The sequence below is a fragment of the Pseudomonas sp. JC1203 genome (genome assembly GCF_056175065.1).
The window spans coordinates 22,732-37,351 of the sequence record NZ_JBWCAM010000005.1; the positions used below are offsets into that span (position 1 = coordinate 22,732).

Annotated in this window: 15 protein-coding genes; 8 read left to right on the forward strand and 7 right to left on the reverse strand. The window is 64.5% G+C overall.

Annotated features, from left to right (window positions below):
• The first annotated feature begins 22 nt into the window (after window positions 1–22).
• Window positions 23–1,315, forward strand: a complete 1,293-nt coding sequence (locus AC0SZ7_RS09325) for an MFS transporter (RefSeq protein ID WP_475504123.1) — start codon at window positions 23–25, stop codon at window positions 1,313–1,315.
• A 29-nt stretch (window positions 1,316–1,344) separates the two neighbouring features.
• Window positions 1,345–2,175, forward strand: a complete 831-nt coding sequence (locus tag AC0SZ7_RS09330) for an amidohydrolase family protein (RefSeq protein WP_475504124.1) — start codon at window positions 1,345–1,347, stop codon at window positions 2,173–2,175.
• On the opposite strand, the gene AC0SZ7_RS09335 is transcribed toward AC0SZ7_RS09330, so the two are convergent.
• Together AC0SZ7_RS09335 and AC0SZ7_RS09340 are read right to left on the reverse strand one after the other, a co-directional pair.
• Entirely contained in the window at window positions 2,172–3,050 is an 879-nt protein-coding gene (locus tag AC0SZ7_RS09335; RefSeq protein WP_475504125.1) for a LysR substrate-binding domain-containing protein, read from the reverse strand. The two genes, AC0SZ7_RS09330 and AC0SZ7_RS09335, sit on opposite strands and share 4 nt — an antisense overlap.
• A 97-nt stretch (window positions 3,051–3,147) precedes the next feature.
• Complete coding sequence (locus tag AC0SZ7_RS09340) at window positions 3,148–3,312, reverse strand: hypothetical protein (protein WP_475504126.1); 165 nt, start codon at window positions 3,310–3,312, stop codon at window positions 3,148–3,150.
• 276 nt (window positions 3,313–3,588) lie between these two features.
• On the opposite strand from AC0SZ7_RS09340, the gene AC0SZ7_RS09345 reads away from it, so the two are divergent.
• Window positions 3,589–4,014: a PACE efflux transporter gene (locus AC0SZ7_RS09345; RefSeq protein ID WP_475504127.1), complete on the forward strand. Its 426-nt coding sequence runs from the start codon at window positions 3,589–3,591 to the stop codon at window positions 4,012–4,014.
• Between the two features lie 3 nt (window positions 4,015–4,017).
• Here AC0SZ7_RS09345 and AC0SZ7_RS09350 read toward each other — a convergent pair whose 3' ends face one another.
• Window positions 4,018–4,929, reverse strand: coding sequence for a DMT family transporter (locus AC0SZ7_RS09350; protein ID WP_475504128.1), 912 nt, complete (start codon window positions 4,927–4,929; stop codon window positions 4,018–4,020).
• Window positions 4,930–5,052: 123 nt separating this feature from the next.
• On the opposite strand from AC0SZ7_RS09350, the gene AC0SZ7_RS09355 reads away from it, so the two are divergent.
• Complete coding sequence (locus AC0SZ7_RS09355) at window positions 5,053–5,859, forward strand: AraC family ligand binding domain-containing protein (RefSeq protein ID WP_475504129.1); 807 nt, start codon at window positions 5,053–5,055, stop codon at window positions 5,857–5,859.
• Between the two features lie 4 nt (window positions 5,860–5,863).
• Here the strand turns inward: AC0SZ7_RS09355 and AC0SZ7_RS09360 are convergent, their stop codons facing one another.
• Window positions 5,864–6,295, reverse strand: coding sequence for a hypothetical protein (locus AC0SZ7_RS09360; protein WP_475504130.1), 432 nt, complete (start codon window positions 6,293–6,295; stop codon window positions 5,864–5,866).
• Between the two features lie 136 nt (window positions 6,296–6,431).
• A complete protein-coding gene (locus tag AC0SZ7_RS09365; RefSeq protein WP_475504131.1) occupies window positions 6,432–7,088 on the reverse strand; it encodes an ATPase in 657 nt (218 codons plus the stop codon).
• Window positions 7,089–7,243: 155 nt separating this feature from the next.
• Here AC0SZ7_RS09365 and AC0SZ7_RS09370 point away from each other — a divergent pair, with 155 nt between their 5' ends.
• The gene (locus AC0SZ7_RS09370) at window positions 7,244–7,786 is read left to right on the forward strand and encodes a glutathione peroxidase (RefSeq protein WP_475504132.1); all 543 of its coding nucleotides are present in this window, start codon (window positions 7,244–7,246) and stop codon (window positions 7,784–7,786) included.
• Between the two features lie 37 nt (window positions 7,787–7,823).
• Here the strand turns inward: AC0SZ7_RS09370 and AC0SZ7_RS09375 are convergent, their stop codons facing one another.
• Complete coding sequence (locus AC0SZ7_RS09375; RefSeq protein ID WP_475504133.1) at window positions 7,824–8,033, reverse strand: hypothetical protein; 210 nt, start codon at window positions 8,031–8,033, stop codon at window positions 7,824–7,826.
• Window positions 8,034–8,137: 104 nt separating this feature from the next.
• Window positions 8,138–8,758, reverse strand: a complete 621-nt coding sequence (locus AC0SZ7_RS09380) for a TetR family transcriptional regulator (protein ID WP_475504134.1) — start codon at window positions 8,756–8,758, stop codon at window positions 8,138–8,140.
• 153 nt (window positions 8,759–8,911) lie between these two features.
• Here AC0SZ7_RS09380 and AC0SZ7_RS09385 point away from each other — a divergent pair, with 153 nt between their 5' ends.
• From AC0SZ7_RS09385 to adeC, 3 genes are read left to right on the forward strand one after another with little or no spacing between them, the layout of a single operon-like run.
• A complete protein-coding gene (locus AC0SZ7_RS09385; protein WP_475504135.1) occupies window positions 8,912–10,054 on the forward strand; it encodes an efflux RND transporter periplasmic adaptor subunit in 1,143 nt (380 codons plus the stop codon).
• Between the two features lie 3 nt (window positions 10,055–10,057).
• On the forward strand, window positions 10,058–13,207 hold the full coding sequence (locus AC0SZ7_RS09390; RefSeq protein WP_475504136.1) for an efflux RND transporter permease subunit: 3,150 nt from the start codon (window positions 10,058–10,060) through the stop codon (window positions 13,205–13,207).
• Window positions 13,204–14,613 carry an AdeC/AdeK/OprM family multidrug efflux complex outer membrane factor gene (gene adeC / locus AC0SZ7_RS09395; protein WP_475504137.1) on the forward strand — a complete coding sequence of 470 codons (1,410 nt, stop codon included), beginning with the start codon at window positions 13,204–13,206 and terminating at the stop codon, window positions 14,611–14,613. Before AC0SZ7_RS09390 ends, adeC begins: the two co-directional genes overlap by 4 nt.
• The last annotated feature ends 7 nt before the right edge of the window (window positions 14,614–14,620 follow it).

Here is a 14,620-nt window from a genome sequence, read left to right on the forward strand (position 1 = left end):
CACCCATAAGGATAAGAAAAACATGTTCACCTGGTATCGAGACGTCACCGCGCGTGAGCGCAAGACCTTCTGGGCCTGCTTCGGCGGCTGGGCGCTGGACGCCCTGGAAGTGCAGATGTTCGGCTTGGCGATTCCGGCGCTGATCGCCGCATTCGCCCTCAGCAACACCCAGGCCGGCCTGATCAGCAGCGTCACGCTGGTGACCTCGGCGCTGGGCGGCTGGCTGGGCGGCACCCTGTCGGACCGCTACGGCCGGGTGCGCACCCTGCAATGGATGATCCTGTGGTTCTCGCTGTTCACCTTCGCCTCGGCGTTCGTCACCGGCTACAACCAGTTGCTGGTGATCAAGGCTCTGCAGGGCTTCGGCATAGGCGGCGAGTGGGCGGCCGGCGCAGTGTTGATGGCTGAAAGCATCCAGGCGCGCTACCGCGGCAAGGTGATGGGCACGGTGCAGAGTGCCTGGGCCGTGGGTTGGGGCGCCGCCGTGGGGATCTTCACGCTGATCTACACCTTCGTGCCCCAGGACTACGCCTGGCGCGTGATGTTCCTGGTGGGCCTGCTGCCGGCCGTCCTCATCATCTACGTGCGCCGCAGCGTGCCGGAGCCGGACAGCTTCCTGCGCCAGCAGAAGGCCAAGGCCACGCCCATGGGCCTGTTCACCGCCATGGCGGCTATTTTCCGCCCGCAGCTGCTGCGCGTGACCCTGCTCGGCGGCCTGCTGGGCCTGGGTGCCCACGGCGGTTACCACGCGGTGATGACCTGGCTGCCGACCTTCCTCAAGACCGAGCGCAACCTCTCTGTGCTGGGCTCGGGTGGCTACCTGGCGGTGATCATTGTTGCGTTCTTCTGCGGTTGCGTGGCCAGCGGCTTCCTGGTGGACCGCATTGGCCGGCGCAAGAACATCATCCTCTTCGCGTTTTGCTGCGTGATCACCGTGCAGGCCTACCTGTTCCTGCCGCTCACCAACCAGCAGATGCTGTTCCTGGGCTTCCCCCTGGGCTTCTTCGCCGCCGGCATTCCAGCCAGCCTGGGTTCGCTGTTCAACGAACTGTACCCGGCCGACGTGCGCGGCGCCGGGGTGGGCTTCTGCTACAACTTCGGCCGCGTGCTGTCGGCGGTGTTCCCGCTGATGGTCGGCCACTTGAGCCAGAGCATGTCGCTGGGTTCGGCCATCGGCATTGACGCCGGCGTCGCCTACGGCGTGGCGGTGATCGCTGCCCTGGCGCTGCCTGAAACCCGTGGCCGCAGCCTGGCCACCGATGTGCCCGCCGGTGCCGAGCCGCCATCGCCGGGTAGCCACCCGTCACGGGCCTGAACCCTTAACACTTCATGCAGAACATCATCATGCCATTGACCGCCCCCACGCCCATCCTCGGCATTGACGCCCACGCCCATGTGTTCGACCACACGCTCGGTTTTGCCGACGGCCGTCGCTACACCCCGGCCTACGACGCCACCCTGGCGCAGTGGCTGGGCCACCTGCGTGGCCAGGGCCTGAGCCATGGCGTGCTGGTGCAGCCCAGTTTCCTGGGCACCGACAACAGCCACCTGCTGCGCGCGCTGGCCGCCGCGCCCCAGCAGTTGCGCGGCGTGGCGGTGGTGGCGCCGGACGTCAGCCAGTCGCAGCTCAAGCGCATGGCCCGGCTGGGGGTGTGCGGCATTCGCCTGAACCTGATGGGCCAGGCCCTGCCAGACCTGGCATCGCCCACCTGGGCGCCGCTGCTGGAGACCGTGGCCGAGCTGGGCTGGCACGTGGAACTGCACCGTCAGATCGAGGACATCCCCAGCCTGTGGGCCGGGCTGCAGCGCTACGGCTGCAAGGTGGCCATCGACCATTTCGGCCGCCCCCACGCCGGCTTCGGCACCGGCCACGCCACCTTCCAGCGCCTGCTGGAGCTGGGTGACTGCACGCGCACCTGGGTCAAGTTGTCTGGCGTGTACCGGCTGGGCGGCACCCACACCGAAAACCTGTCGTTCGCCCACGACGCGGTGCCGCTGCTGATCGAGCATTTCGGTGCCGACCGCCTGATGTGGGGCAGCGACTGGCCGCATACCCAGCACGAGCATCAGGTGAATTATGCCGGCGAGTTCGAACTGTTCCAGAGCCTGGTGCCATGGGCGGCGCAGCGCCGGGCAATCCTGTGTGACGGGCCGGGGAAACTGTTCGGCTTTTAACCGATCTGCGCCTGCAGCCAGGCCAGGAACTCGCGCACCGGCGTGCGCCGTTCCTGCCCGGGCACGCACACCGCGCAGTAATGGGCCGCCTGCAGGCGCACCTCGGGCCGGTACGGTTGCAGCAGCCCGCGCGCCACGCTGTCGGCCACCAGCACGGTGCTGGCCAGCACCAGGCCGTGGCCGGCGATGGCGGCCTGCAGGGCGTAGTGCTCGTCGTCGTATTGACGCAGGCGCGCCCGCGCCGGCCAGTCCTGGTGCCCGGCGCGTTCGCACCACGTGGGCCAGTCCACCACCAGCGGCGTTTGCGACTGCCAGGGCACGCTGATCAACTCCAGTGGCCCTGCACCTGCAACCACGGCGCCGGGTTGCGTATACACGCCCATGAATTCTTCCATCAGCGGCAGGTGGAACAGGTTCGGGTCGGGCTGCAGCACCGCGCGCAACGCCAGGTCGATGGCGCTATCGCGTTGCAGGTCAACCACGCGGTTATCGGTTTCCACCCGCACGTGAATGTCGGGGTAGCGCCGGTGGAAATCGCCCAGCCGCGGAATCAGCCACAGGCTGGCGAAGGCTGCGGTGGTGCTCAGGGTCAGTTGGCTGGAATCGGCGCCAGGCGTCAGTGCCTGCACGCTGCCCAGCAGTTCGCGCAGCGCGCCGTTGACCTGCCGTTGCAGGTGCTGGCCGGCTTCGGTAAGCCGCACGCCCTGGCCGGTGCGCTCGAACAACAGCACGGCGTAGGCCTGCTCAAGGCTCTTGACCTGATGCGAGACGGCAGCGGGCGTGACTGCCAATTCTTCGGCAGCGGCCTTGAAACCGCCCAGGCGGGCAGCCGCTTCGAACGTACGCAGGGCAGTCAGGGGTAATCGGGCAAACACGGCGGCTCTCGTTCAGCGGCGAAGGTGAAGCCTATGAAGCGCAAGCCGCGCATGTTCGTCAAGGTGCATCAGTAGCGGGGTGAAGCGGCAGAAACGCCTAGTCCTGAAGTTCGGCCGCCATTACCGGCGTCGCCTCCAGTCGTGCTTTCAACTGATCGACGTAGGCCTGTGCTTCTTCCTCGGTACGGAAGGTCACAGGGTCGTCGTTCAGCCATACCAGGCAGGAGGAATCGTTGTTGTTTTTTTCGATCTTGATCTTCATCCGTAAAGCCATCTCAGTTTTTTGTGCGGCGATAGTAGCGCAATCTTTTCGCACGTCAAATGTATCTTGAGCTGTCTAGAACGGGCTTTTCGGAGGGGTTGACGGTTTTGCTAGGAAACGCGTGGATTTCGCTAGCATTGAATGATCGTTCAATAAAAGCATTCGCGCGTGTCTGTATCAGGGTTGAAAACAATTGCCCCCGCCATCAAAAAAGCTGTGTTGAGCAGGCCAGGGGCCGGGCTCACGCTAGGCCACACCTTTTCAGTGAGCAGCATCATGCAAGGCATTTCCCGCAGGATTATCCAGGCCGTGTTGTACGAAGGCATCGCGGTACTGTGCGTCGGCCCGTTGCTGGACCTTTTGTACGGCCAGGGGCTTGGCTATTCCACCGCGCTGGCGCTGGTGATCAGCATCGTCGCGCTGGTGTGGAACCTGCTGTTCAACCTGGGCTTCGAGCGTTGGGAACAACGCCAGCGCCAACCGGCCCGCACCCTTGGCCGGCGGTTGCTGCACGCGGTGGGCTTCGAGGGCGGGTTGACGGTGCTGCTGGTGCCGCTGGTGGCCTGGTGGCTGGGCATTGGGCTGTGGGAAGCGTTGTTGACTGACCTGGGGTTGTTCGGGTTCTTCTTCGTCTACGCGCTGGTGTTCCAGTGGGCGTTCGATGGCGTGTTTGGCGTGCCGCGGGCGAGCGCGGCGCAATAAGGCTCAGGCCGCTTTCGCTTTGCGCTGGCTGAACCATTCGTAGCCGCTGACGCACAGAATTCCCGCCGTCACCAACGCCGCGCCTATCAGGAAGTTGGCTTCCAGCGGCTCGTCCAGCAGCCATACGCCGAAACCGATGCCGTACAGCGGCGTCAGGAACGCCAGCACCCCCAGCCGCGAAGCCAGGTAGTTGCGCAGCAGCCAGAACCAGGCCAGCAGGCTGGCGAAGGACATCACCAGCACCTGATAGGTGAGGTTGGCAATAACGCTGGGGGTGACGTTGATGCTGGCCTGGTGCATGACCAGGGCCGCGGCAACCAGCATCACGCAGGCGCCCACCAGTTGGTACAGCAGGGTCTGGCTGGCCGGTGCGTTGGACAGCCGGGTGGTGCGCACCACCACGGTAGTGGCGCCCCAGGCGGCGCCGGCGGCCAGGCCCAGGGCATCGCCCAGCAGGGTGCTGGCGCCGCCGCTGCCGTGGCCGCTGAAGGCCACCACAATGCCCAGGAACGCCAGGGCGATGCCGCCCCACTGTGCCGGTTTCAAGCGTTCGGCGGGCAGTTTCCAGTGCAGGCCCAGGGCGGCGAATATCGGCGAGGTGTAGAGGAAAATCACCATGTGCGAGGCGGTAGTGTGGCGCAGGCCCTCGCCCACCAGCAGGTATTCCAGGCCGAACAGGCCACCAATGGCAAGGCCAGGCAGCCACAGGGTCTGGCCGGCCCTGGGCTGCTCGCGGCGCCAGAACATCACGGCGGCCACCAGCAGCGCGGCGACGCCGGAGCGCACGCCAATCTGCAAAATGGGCGCGATATCGCTGGCGATCGCCTTGATCGCCACCTGCTGCAAGCCCCAGATCGCGCACAATACCAGCATCATGCCGCTGGCCCGGCCGTCCAGCGCGCTGCGCTGCTGCATGGAGGTTTCCCCTGTCGTCGGAAGTAATGGCGCGCATTATGAGGCTGGCGGGTTTTATTGATATAGTTTTTATCTGACAGCCTATAGCTGTACTCCGCCACCGCCCCCTGCCAGGTTGCCGCCATGAAGCGAGACACTGCCCAGCATTTGCAGCTGGCGCCGTTCGACTACGAGTTGCCGGCGCCGGTGTTCTTCCGCACTGCCTGCATGCCGGCGCACGCCACCTACCCGCGGCACAGTCATGCCTGGGGCGAGTTCGTGTATTCGTTCAGTGGCGTGATGGAAATCGAGATCGACAACCACCACTACCTGGCGCCGCCGCAGTACGGCATCTGGCTGCCGCCAGACGTCGAGCACATGGGCTTCAACCGCCACGAGGCCTGCCATTGCTCGGTGTATGTAGCACCGCAACTGTGCGCACGCATGCCCACCCGCCACTGCGCCCTGACCTTGGGGCCGTTGATTCGCGCATTGCTGGAAGAATTGCGCCACGAGCCTCCGGGCCTGCCGCAATCGGCCGAACAGGAGCGCCTGTTGCAGGTGCTGGTGGACCGCCTGGCTCGCGCGCCCCATGCCGGCAGTTACCTGCCAGGCTCCAGCGACCCGCTGCTGGGCCCGCTGCTGCAGGCGCTGGAAGCCAACCCGGCGGACCCGCGCTCGCTGCCGGAGCTGGCGCGCTCGGTAAACACCACCGAGCGCACCCTGGTGCGGCGTTGCCAGCGCGACCTGGGCATGTCGTTCGCGCAATGGCGCCAGCGCCTCAAGGTGGTGGAGGCGCTGGCGAAACTGGAGCAGGGCCACACCGTGGAAGCCATCGGCCTGGACCTGGGTTACAACAGCGCGTCGGCGTTCATCAGCATGTTCCGGCGCATGACCGGCTCCACCCCCGACGAATACCGCAAGGGCAATGCCCCGGGCCTGTTGGCCTGAGCGGCTACAGGTCGGCGATCAGCGCCTTGAGCGAGGTATCGAACTGCGCGCCTGAGGTGTGCAGCTGGGTGATATAGGTCAGGTTGGCGTCGAAGAACTGGGCCTGCATCAGGCCGCCGCTGCGGCTTGCGGTCTTCAGTACCACGATCACTTGCGGGCGGGCCATCATCACCCGGTCCAGGCTTGAGTAGAACTGCACCGAGGCGAATTGCTGCTGCAGCGAACCACGCACCGCTTCCAGCGCCGTGCGGGTGGCGGCGTCGTGGTGCAGCAAGGCCGCCTGCGTGGTTTCGTTGAGGATCACACCCACCGATTGCGAGTGCTGCAGCGCCACGTTCGACACCTGCGTCGCCGGCCTGAACATGCCTTCGTCGGCAGCCGTGGCGGTGCCGGTGGCCAGGACAAGGGCGAGCAGGGCGACGAGGGGACCTTTCATGGCATGTACTCCTGGATTGCTTGGGTGTGAAGCCATGGTGAACCTGATCTCGGGGTCAGGGAACCTGTGATTATCAATGGTCGCTATTGACCAAGGTGATGACCAACGGTCATGGCTTCGACATACACCTTCAATTTCATGGATTCGACGCCACCAGCGCCTTCAGCGAGGCATCGAAGCGTTCCAGGGCTTTGACCTGCACCTGGCGCTGGGCGTTCACCTGGTCAGTGATTTCCGCCGTGCGCTTGGTGTGGGCCCACACCGGGGTCATGTTGCGGCCGTCCACACCGCGCGCCTCGCCAATGTAGGTGAGGTTGGCGTCATAGAATTGCGCGCGCACGCTGGCCTGCACATCCGAACTGCGCTCGGTGGCCAGGGTGCTGCGGGTATCCAGCACCATGATCACGTCAGGCCGGGCCGCCATGGCCACATCCAGGTTGGGGTAGAAGGCCACCGCGGCGAATTGTTGCTGCAACGAATTGCGCACTGTGTCGATAGCCAGGCGCGGGTCGGAGCTGTCGATGTAGGCCTGCTGGATCGGCGCCTGCAGCTGGTTCTGCACAAGGCCATTGCGGGCCTGGGCGTTGTAGGCGGCGAGGTAGGCCAGGTCGGCCTGGGTGTTGGCGTTGAAAATCACCGCCACGCGTTGCGAGTGCTTGAGGGTAAGCGAAGAAACCTGGGTAGCCGGTCGAAACATGCCGTTGGGGTTGTCACTGTAGCGCGGGGCGCCGGGGACCGAGCAACCGGCCAGGGTGATGACAAGGGCGAGCAGGGCAGCGGTTTGACCTTTCATGATGCGGTACTCCCAGGGCTTCATCAGGTGAAACCATGGTGAACCTGATTTTTGGGTCAGGGAATATGTGAATAGTGATGGTTGTTATTGACCGTGATGATGGCCAATCGCGGTGGTAGAGTCTGGCAATCACTCTACCTGCCAGGGAGCCGCCCATGAGCACTGTTCAATCCATCCCCGTGACCACCATCGATGGCCAGCCGCAGACCCTCAAGGCCTACGAAGGCAAGGTGCTGCTGGTGGTCAACGTCGCTTCCAAGTGTGGCCTGACCCCGCAGTACGAAGGCCTGGAAAAGCTTTACCAGGCCCACCGCGCCGCTGGCCTGGAAGTGCTGGGTTTCCCCGCCAACAACTTCAAGGCCCAGGAGCCGGGCAGCGATGAAGAGATCAAGGCGTTCTGCAGCCTGACCTACGGCGTGCAGTTCCCGCTGTTCGCGAAAATCTCGGTGGCCGGCGATGACCAGCACCCGCTGTACCAGGCACTGACCCAGGCCATGCCCGACGCCACCGGCGAAGGCCCGTGGCGCGAGCGCCTGACCGGCAAGGGCATCCCGGTGAACCCGGTGCCGGAAGTACAGTGGAATTTCGAGAAGTTCCTGATCAGCCGCAAGGGCGAGGTGGTAGGGCGCTTCGCCCCGGACGTGGCGGCGGACGATCCGCGCCTGGTGCAGGCCATCGAGGCGCAGCTGTCGGCGTGACGTTTTTGTGGGAGCTGGCTTGCCAGCTCCCACAACTTCACGCGCCGCGGCGCACGTCGCAGCGGTAGAAAATCGTCGGGTCGCTTTGCGCCTTGTTCAGCTCGCCCGCACGCGCCGTGCACTTCTGCGCCCGGGCCTCGTCATTGAGGAACTTGGGCGCCATCCACAAAAACTGCGGTGGCATGCAGTTATCGTGGGCCGGGGTGGTGCACACCACCGCGTTGAGAAAAAAGGCTGGAAGGTTCATCGCTCACTCCTTGTGACACTGGCAACACCCTGAGAACCGCTCTAGCCCGCAGGGTTCAAGTATTTCGTGTAGCAATGGGTACGACGCCGCTTACCGTGTCGACATCACGTCACCGGGTCCAGCATTCGCAGCATTGCCTCCACCAGCCGTGGCGCCTCGGCGCCCAGCGCATAACTGTCGGGGTTCAGCAGCCAGTGGCTGATGGTGCCCTCCACGCAGGCAATCAGGCTGCTGGCCGCCAGGGCCAGGGGCGTGGCGCGCCACAATTGCCCACATTGCATGGCCTCTTCCAGCAACCCTTCGAGCTTGCGCTGCGCGGCGCGCTGGCGGTTGCAGCGCTGCGCACGCAAATCGCAACTCTCCACAGTCAGTTCACATTTGTGCAATAGGATTTCAAATACCCGCTGGGTCCGGGCATCGCTGGCCACTCGCTGCAGCAACGCCACCAGCAGGGTACGCAGGCAACCCAACGGGTTGTCGCGCCGGGTCTGGGCCGAGGCGGCCAGCAGGGTGTCGATGGGTTCGTCCAGCGAATCCAGCAGGGCCTGCACCAAGCCTGCCTTGTCCTTGAAGTGCCAATAAATGGCGCCGCGGGACAGCCCCGCATGCTGGGCAATGTCCAGCATCGAGGTGGTGGCCAGCCCCTTCTCATGGAAGACGCATTCGGCAGCGTCAAGGATTTGCGCACGGGTGAGGAGAGCTTCTTCCCGGGTTTTGCGAACCATTAAAAATTCCTCATGTTCGCCGCATATTCATGTTTTTTCGACACAAAACGCTGCTTTGTAGTGATTTCAATTCGTAACTGTACTTTACATACGTTCATGGATGTAAGTATAGTAGTTAGCAAGCTATCTATCTAGTCGCAACGAGGACCTTTCATGAAACTCAAGCCTTGCGTGACCACTCTGGTCTCGGCGGCGGCCCTTGCCTGCCTGCTCGCCGGCTGTAACCAGGAGGCGGCCGCACCCGCCCAGCAGACGCCCCAGGTTGGCGTGGTAACCCTGCACCCGCAGCCCTACGCCCTGACCACTGAATTGCCCGGGCGCGTCACCGCGTTTCGCGTTGCCGAAGTGCGTCCGCAGGTTGATGGGGTCATTCTCAAGCGACTGTTCAAAGAGGGCAGCGACGTAAAAGCCGGCGAGCAGCTGTACCAGATCGACCCGTCGGTGTACGAGGCCACCCTGGCCAGCGCCAAGGCCAGCCTGGCGTCGGCCAAGTCGCTGGCCGACCGCTACAAGCAGCTTATCGACGAGCAGGCCGTCAGCCGCCAGGAATACGACAACGCCAAGTCCACCGAGCTGCAGGATCAGGCTGCGTTGATGACCGCGCAGATCAACATGCGCTACACCAAGGTGCTGGCGCCTATCGACGGCCGCATCGGCCGTTCCAGCGTCACCGAAGGCGCGTTGGTGACCAGCGCGCAGACCACCGCCATGGCCACCATCCAGCAGCTGGACCCCATTTATGTCGACGTCACCGAGTCCTCGGCGAACCTGCTGAAACTGCGCAAGGAACTGGCCAGCGGGCAACTGCAGAAAGCCGGCGACAACGCCGCCAAGGTCAAGCTGACCCTGGAAGACGGCAGCAGCTTCAATCAGGACGGCACGCTGGAATTCTCCGAAGTGTCGGTGGATGAAAGCACCGGTTCGGTGACCCTGCGTGCCAAGTTCGCCAACCCCGACCACACCCTGCTGCCAGGCATGTTCGTGCATGCGCAACTGCAGGCTGGCGTCGCCGCCACCGCCATCCTGGCGCCACAGCAGGGCGTGACCCACGACCTGAAGGGCACGCCCACCGCGCTGGTGGTGAACGCCGACAACAAGGTGGAACTGCGTGAACTGAAAGCCGACCGCACTGCCGGCACCGACTGGCTGATCCAGGACGGCCTGCACGACGGCGACCGCGTCATCACCGAGGGCCTGCAATACGTGCACCCGGGTGACACGGTGAAAGTCACCGCGGCCAGCAACGTCCAGGCCCCGGCGAATGCCCAGGCCAGCGTCGCGGCGAAAGGGGAGTAACCCATGTCCAGATTCTTTATCGACCGGCCCATCTTCGCCTGGGTAATAGCCCTGGTGATCATGCTGGTCGGCGCCTTGTCGATCCTCAACCTGCCGGTCAACCAGTACCCCAGCATCGCCCCGCCGGCCATCGACATCACCGTGACCTACCCGGGCGCCTCGGCGCAGACCGTGCAGGACACCGTGGTGCAGGTGATCGAGCAGCAGCTCAACGGCATCGACAACCTGCGCTACATCTCCTCGGACAGCAACTCCGACGGCTCGATGACCATCGAGGCCACCTTCAACCAGGGCACCAACCCGGACATGGCCCAGGTGCAGGTGCAGAACAAGCTCAACCTGGCCACCCCGTTACTGCCCCAGGAAGTGCAGAACCAGGGTATCCGCGTGACCAAGGGGGTGAAGAACTTCCTGATGGTGATCGGCCTGGTGTCGGACGACGGCAGCATGACCAAGGATGACCTGGCCAACTACATCGTCTCGAACATGCAGGACCCCATTTCCCGGACGTCGGGCGTGGGTGACTTCCAGGTGTTCGGCGCCCAGTACGCCATGCGCATCTGGCTGGACCCGGCCAAGCTCAACAAGTACGCGCTGACCCCGGCCGACGTTTCCACCGCCATCACCAACCAGAACGTGCAGGTGTCCTCGGGGCAGCTGGGCGGCCTGCCATCGGTGGCACACCAGGAACTCAACGCCACCATCATCGGCAAGACCCGCCTGCAAAACGCCGAGCAGTTCAAGAAGATCCTGCTGAAGGTCAACACCGACGGTTCGCAAGTGCGCATCGGCGACGTCGCCGACGTGGGCCTGGGCGGCGAAAGCTACAGCATCAGCTCCGAGTACAACGGCAAGCCGGCCTCGGGCATGGCGATCAAGCTGGCCACCGGCGCCAACGCGCTGGACACCGCCAAGGCCATCCGCGAAACCGTCAACCAGCTGCAACCGTTCTTCCCTGCTGGCGTGAAAGTGGTGTACCCGTATGACACCACCCCGGTGATCACCGGCTCCATCCACGGCGTGGTCGAGACCCTGGTGGAAGCCATCATCCTGGTGTTCCTGGTGATGCTGCTGTTCCTGCAGAACATCCGCGCCACCCTGATCACCACCATGGCCGTGCCCGTGGTGCTGCTGGGTACCTTCGGCATCCTCGCCGCCGCCGGTTTCAGCATCAACACCCTGACCATGTTCGGCATGGTGCTGGCCATCGGGCTATTGGTGGACGACGCCATCGTCGTCGTGGAAAACGTCGAAAGGGTGATGGCCGAGGAGGGCCTGTCACCGAAGGAAGCCACGAAAAAATCCATGGGCCAGATCCAGGGTGCCCTGGTGGGTATCGCCATGGTGCTGTCGGCGGTGCTGCTGCCCATGGCCTTCTTCGGCGGCTCTACCGGGGTTATCTACCGCCAGTTCTCCATCACCATCGTCTCGGCCATGGCCCTGTCGGTGCTGGTGGCGCTGATCTTCACTCCGGCGCTGTGCTCCACCATCCTCAAGCCGATCGCCAAGGGCAGCCACGGCAAGACCACCGGTTTCTTCGGCTGGTTCAACCGTACCTTCGACCGTGGCGTGCACCGTTACGAGCAGGGCGTGATCAGCATCCTGCGCCACAAGGTGCCGTACCTGCTGGCTTACGCGCTGATCGTCGGCGGCATGATTTTCCTGTTCACGCGCATTCCATCCTCGTTCCTGCCCGAGGAAGACCAGGGCGTATTGTTTTCCCAGGTCACCACGCCACCGGGTACTCCGGCCCAGCGTACGCAGCAGGTCATCGACCGCATGCGTGACTACATGCTGAAAGATGAAGCCGGTGCGGTCAGCTCGGTGTTCACCGTGACCGGCTTCAACTTCGCCGGCCGGAGCCAGAACTCGGGCATGGGCTTTGTCATGCTCAAGCCGTGGGACCAGCGTGACGCGTCCAACAGCGTCAGCGCCCTGGCTGCCCGTGCGCAGAAACACTTCGCCAGCTTCCGCGACGCCATGGTGTTCGCCTTCGCACCGCCTGCGGTGATGGAGTTGGGTAACGCCACCGGCTTCGACGTGTACCTGCAGGACCGTTCCGGCGTCGGCCATGAAAAGCTGATGGCGGCGCGCAACAAGTTCCTGGCTGCCGCAGCGAAGAGCCCGATCCTGTCCCAGGTGCGCCCGAACGGCCTGGACGACGAGCCGCAGTACCAGTTGATTCTCGATGACGAGCGCACCGAAGCGCTGGGTGTCACTGTCGCCGACGTCAACGACACCCTGTCGTACGCCTTCGGTGGCAGCTACGTGAACGACTTCATCGACCGTGGCCGGGTGAAGAAGGTGTACATCCAAGGCAAGGCCGATTCGCGCATGAACCCTGAAGACCTGAACAAGTGGTACGTGCGCAACAGCGCCGGCACCATGGTGCCGTTCTCGGCCTTCGCCAGCGGCAAGTGGGTGTATGGCTCGCCGAAGCTGTCGCGCTTCAACGGTGTGTCGGCGGTGGAAATCCTCGGTGCCCCGGCGCCGGGCCACAGTACCGGTGAAGCCATGGCCGAAGTGGCGCGCATTGCCGCCACCCTGCCAAGCGGTATCGGCTATTCCTGGACCGGCCTGTCGTACGAAGAAAAGCTGTCCGGCTCCCAGGCGCCGGCCCTGTACGCGATCTCCATGCTGATGGTGTTCCTGTGCCTGGCGGCGCTGTATGAAAGCTGGTCGATCCCGATTGCGGTGATGCTGGTGGTGCCTCTGGGGATCATTGGTGCGCTGCTGGCCACCACGCTGCGCGGGCTGTCCAACGACGTGTACTTCCAGGTGGGGCTGCTGACCACCATCGGCCTGGCGGCGAAGAACGCCATCCTCATCGTCGAGTTCGCCAAGGAGCTGCACGAGCAGGGCCGCAGCTACACCGAGGCGGCCATCGAGGCCTGCCGGATTCGTCTGCGGCCAATCATCATGACTTCGCTGGCGTTCATCCTCGGCGTGGTGCCCCTGGCCATTTCCCACGGCGCGGGCGCCGGTAGCCAGCACGCCATCGGTACCGGCGTGATCGGCGGCATGCTCACCGCCACCACCCTGGCCGTGTTCTGGGTGCCGTTGTTCTTCGTCACCATTTCGTCGCTGTTTGGCGACAAGCGCAAGGCCAAGGACGAGCCGGTACCTGCCATTGAAGAGGAGGCTGCACAATGACTCGTCCCCTGACGTTCCTGGCGCTGGCGGCGTTCATGCTCGGCGGCTGCTCGTTGATCCCGCACTATGATCGCCCGGCCGCGCCGGTGGCCGCGCAATTCCCCCAAGGGGCGGCGTACGCCCCGGCGCAGGAGGCGGCCGCCCAGGCCGCCGCCGAGCAGGGTTGGAAACAGGTGTTCCGCGACCCGGCCCTCCAGGCGGTGATTCACACCGCCCTGGACAACAACCGTGACCTGCGCGTGGCGGCCCTGAATGTAGAGGCCTACCGTGCCCAGTACCGCATTCAGCGTGCCGACCTGTTCCCGGCGGTGACCGCCGGCGGCACGGCGGAGCGCACGCGCACCCCGGCTGACCTGAGCACCACCGGCAAGACCACCGTGGGCGGCGAATACACCGCCACCCTCGGCGTCAGCGCCTATGAGCTGGACTTGTGGGGCCGCGTGCGCAGCCTCAGCAAGGAGGCCCTGGAGACTTACCTGGCCAGTGACGAAGGCCGCCGTTCCACGCAGATCAGCCTGGTGGCCAGCGTCGCCAATGCCTGGTTTACCCTGGAGTCGGACAAGGAACTGCTGAAGCTGACCCAGGACACCCTGGCCACGTACGAGCAAAGCTACAAGCTCACCGCCCACAGCGGTGAAGTGGGTATCTCTACCGCGCTGGACGTCAGCACCGCGCGTATCTCGGTGGAAACCGCCAAGGTCAGCCTGGCCAAGTACCAGCGCGCCGTGGCCCAGGACATGGACAACCTGGTGTTGCTGCTGGGCACGCACCTGCCCGACAACCTGCCGGCGGCGCAACCGCTGGCCAACGACCTGGTGGCCGAAGTGCCGGCGGGCCTGCCGTCCGACCTGCTGCAGCGCCGCCCCGATATCCTTGAGGCCGAACACACCCTCAAGGCCGCCAACGCCAACATCGGCGCGGCGCGGGCCGCGTTCTTCCCCAGCATCACCCTTACGGCCAGTGCAGGTTCCGAAAGCGCCGACATGGGCCATCTGTTCAAGGGCGGGCAGGGTACGTGGACGTTCGCGCCGAGCATCAACATTCCGATCTTCAACGCCGGCAGCCTGAAGGCCAGCCTGGACTACGCGAAGATCGAGAAGGACGTGGACGTGGCCAGCTACGAGAAGGCCATTCAGACCGGCTTCCAGGAAGTCGCCGACGGCCTGGCCGCGCGCCAGACCTACAAGCAGCAGTTGCTGGCGCAGAAAGACCTGGTGCAAGCCAACCAGGACTACTACCGCCTGGCCGAGCGCCGCTACCGCACCGGCATCGACAGCAACCTGACCTTCCTTGATGCCCAGCGCTCGCTGTTCAGCGCACAGCAGTCGGCGATCACCGACCGGCTGTCGCAATTGACGGCCGAGGTGAACCTGTACAAGGCGTTGGGGGGTGGTTGGAAGGAGTGACCCAGCC

Coding starts and splice junctions, on each gene's coding strand:
- AC0SZ7_RS09325 (WP_475504123.1), top strand. CDS start 23: ATGTTCACCTGGTATCGAGACGTCACCGCGCGTGAGCGCAAGACCTTC.
- AC0SZ7_RS09330 (WP_475504124.1), top strand. CDS start 1,345: ATGCCATTGACCGCCCCCACGCCCATCCTCGGCATTGACGCCCACGCC.
- AC0SZ7_RS09340 (WP_475504126.1), bottom strand. CDS start 3,312: ATGAAGATCAAGATCGAAAAAAACAACAACGATTCCTCCTGCCTGGTA.
- AC0SZ7_RS09345 (WP_475504127.1), top strand. CDS start 3,589: ATGCAAGGCATTTCCCGCAGGATTATCCAGGCCGTGTTGTACGAAGGC.
- AC0SZ7_RS09350 (WP_475504128.1), bottom strand. CDS start 4,929: ATGCAGCAGCGCAGCGCGCTGGACGGCCGGGCCAGCGGCATGATGCTG.
- AC0SZ7_RS09355 (WP_475504129.1), top strand. CDS start 5,053: ATGAAGCGAGACACTGCCCAGCATTTGCAGCTGGCGCCGTTCGACTAC.
- AC0SZ7_RS09360 (WP_475504130.1), bottom strand. CDS start 6,295: ATGAAAGGTCCCCTCGTCGCCCTGCTCGCCCTTGTCCTGGCCACCGGC.
- AC0SZ7_RS09365 (WP_475504131.1), bottom strand. CDS start 7,088: ATGAAAGGTCAAACCGCTGCCCTGCTCGCCCTTGTCATCACCCTGGCC.
- AC0SZ7_RS09370 (WP_475504132.1), top strand. CDS start 7,244: ATGAGCACTGTTCAATCCATCCCCGTGACCACCATCGATGGCCAGCCG.
- AC0SZ7_RS09375 (WP_475504133.1), bottom strand. CDS start 8,033: ATGAACCTTCCAGCCTTTTTTCTCAACGCGGTGGTGTGCACCACCCCG.
- AC0SZ7_RS09380 (WP_475504134.1), bottom strand. CDS start 8,758: ATGGTTCGCAAAACCCGGGAAGAAGCTCTCCTCACCCGTGCGCAAATC.
- AC0SZ7_RS09385 (WP_475504135.1), top strand. CDS start 8,912: ATGAAACTCAAGCCTTGCGTGACCACTCTGGTCTCGGCGGCGGCCCTT.
- AC0SZ7_RS09390 (WP_475504136.1), top strand. CDS start 10,058: ATGTCCAGATTCTTTATCGACCGGCCCATCTTCGCCTGGGTAATAGCC.
- adeC (WP_475504137.1), top strand. CDS start 13,204: ATGACTCGTCCCCTGACGTTCCTGGCGCTGGCGGCGTTCATGCTCGGC.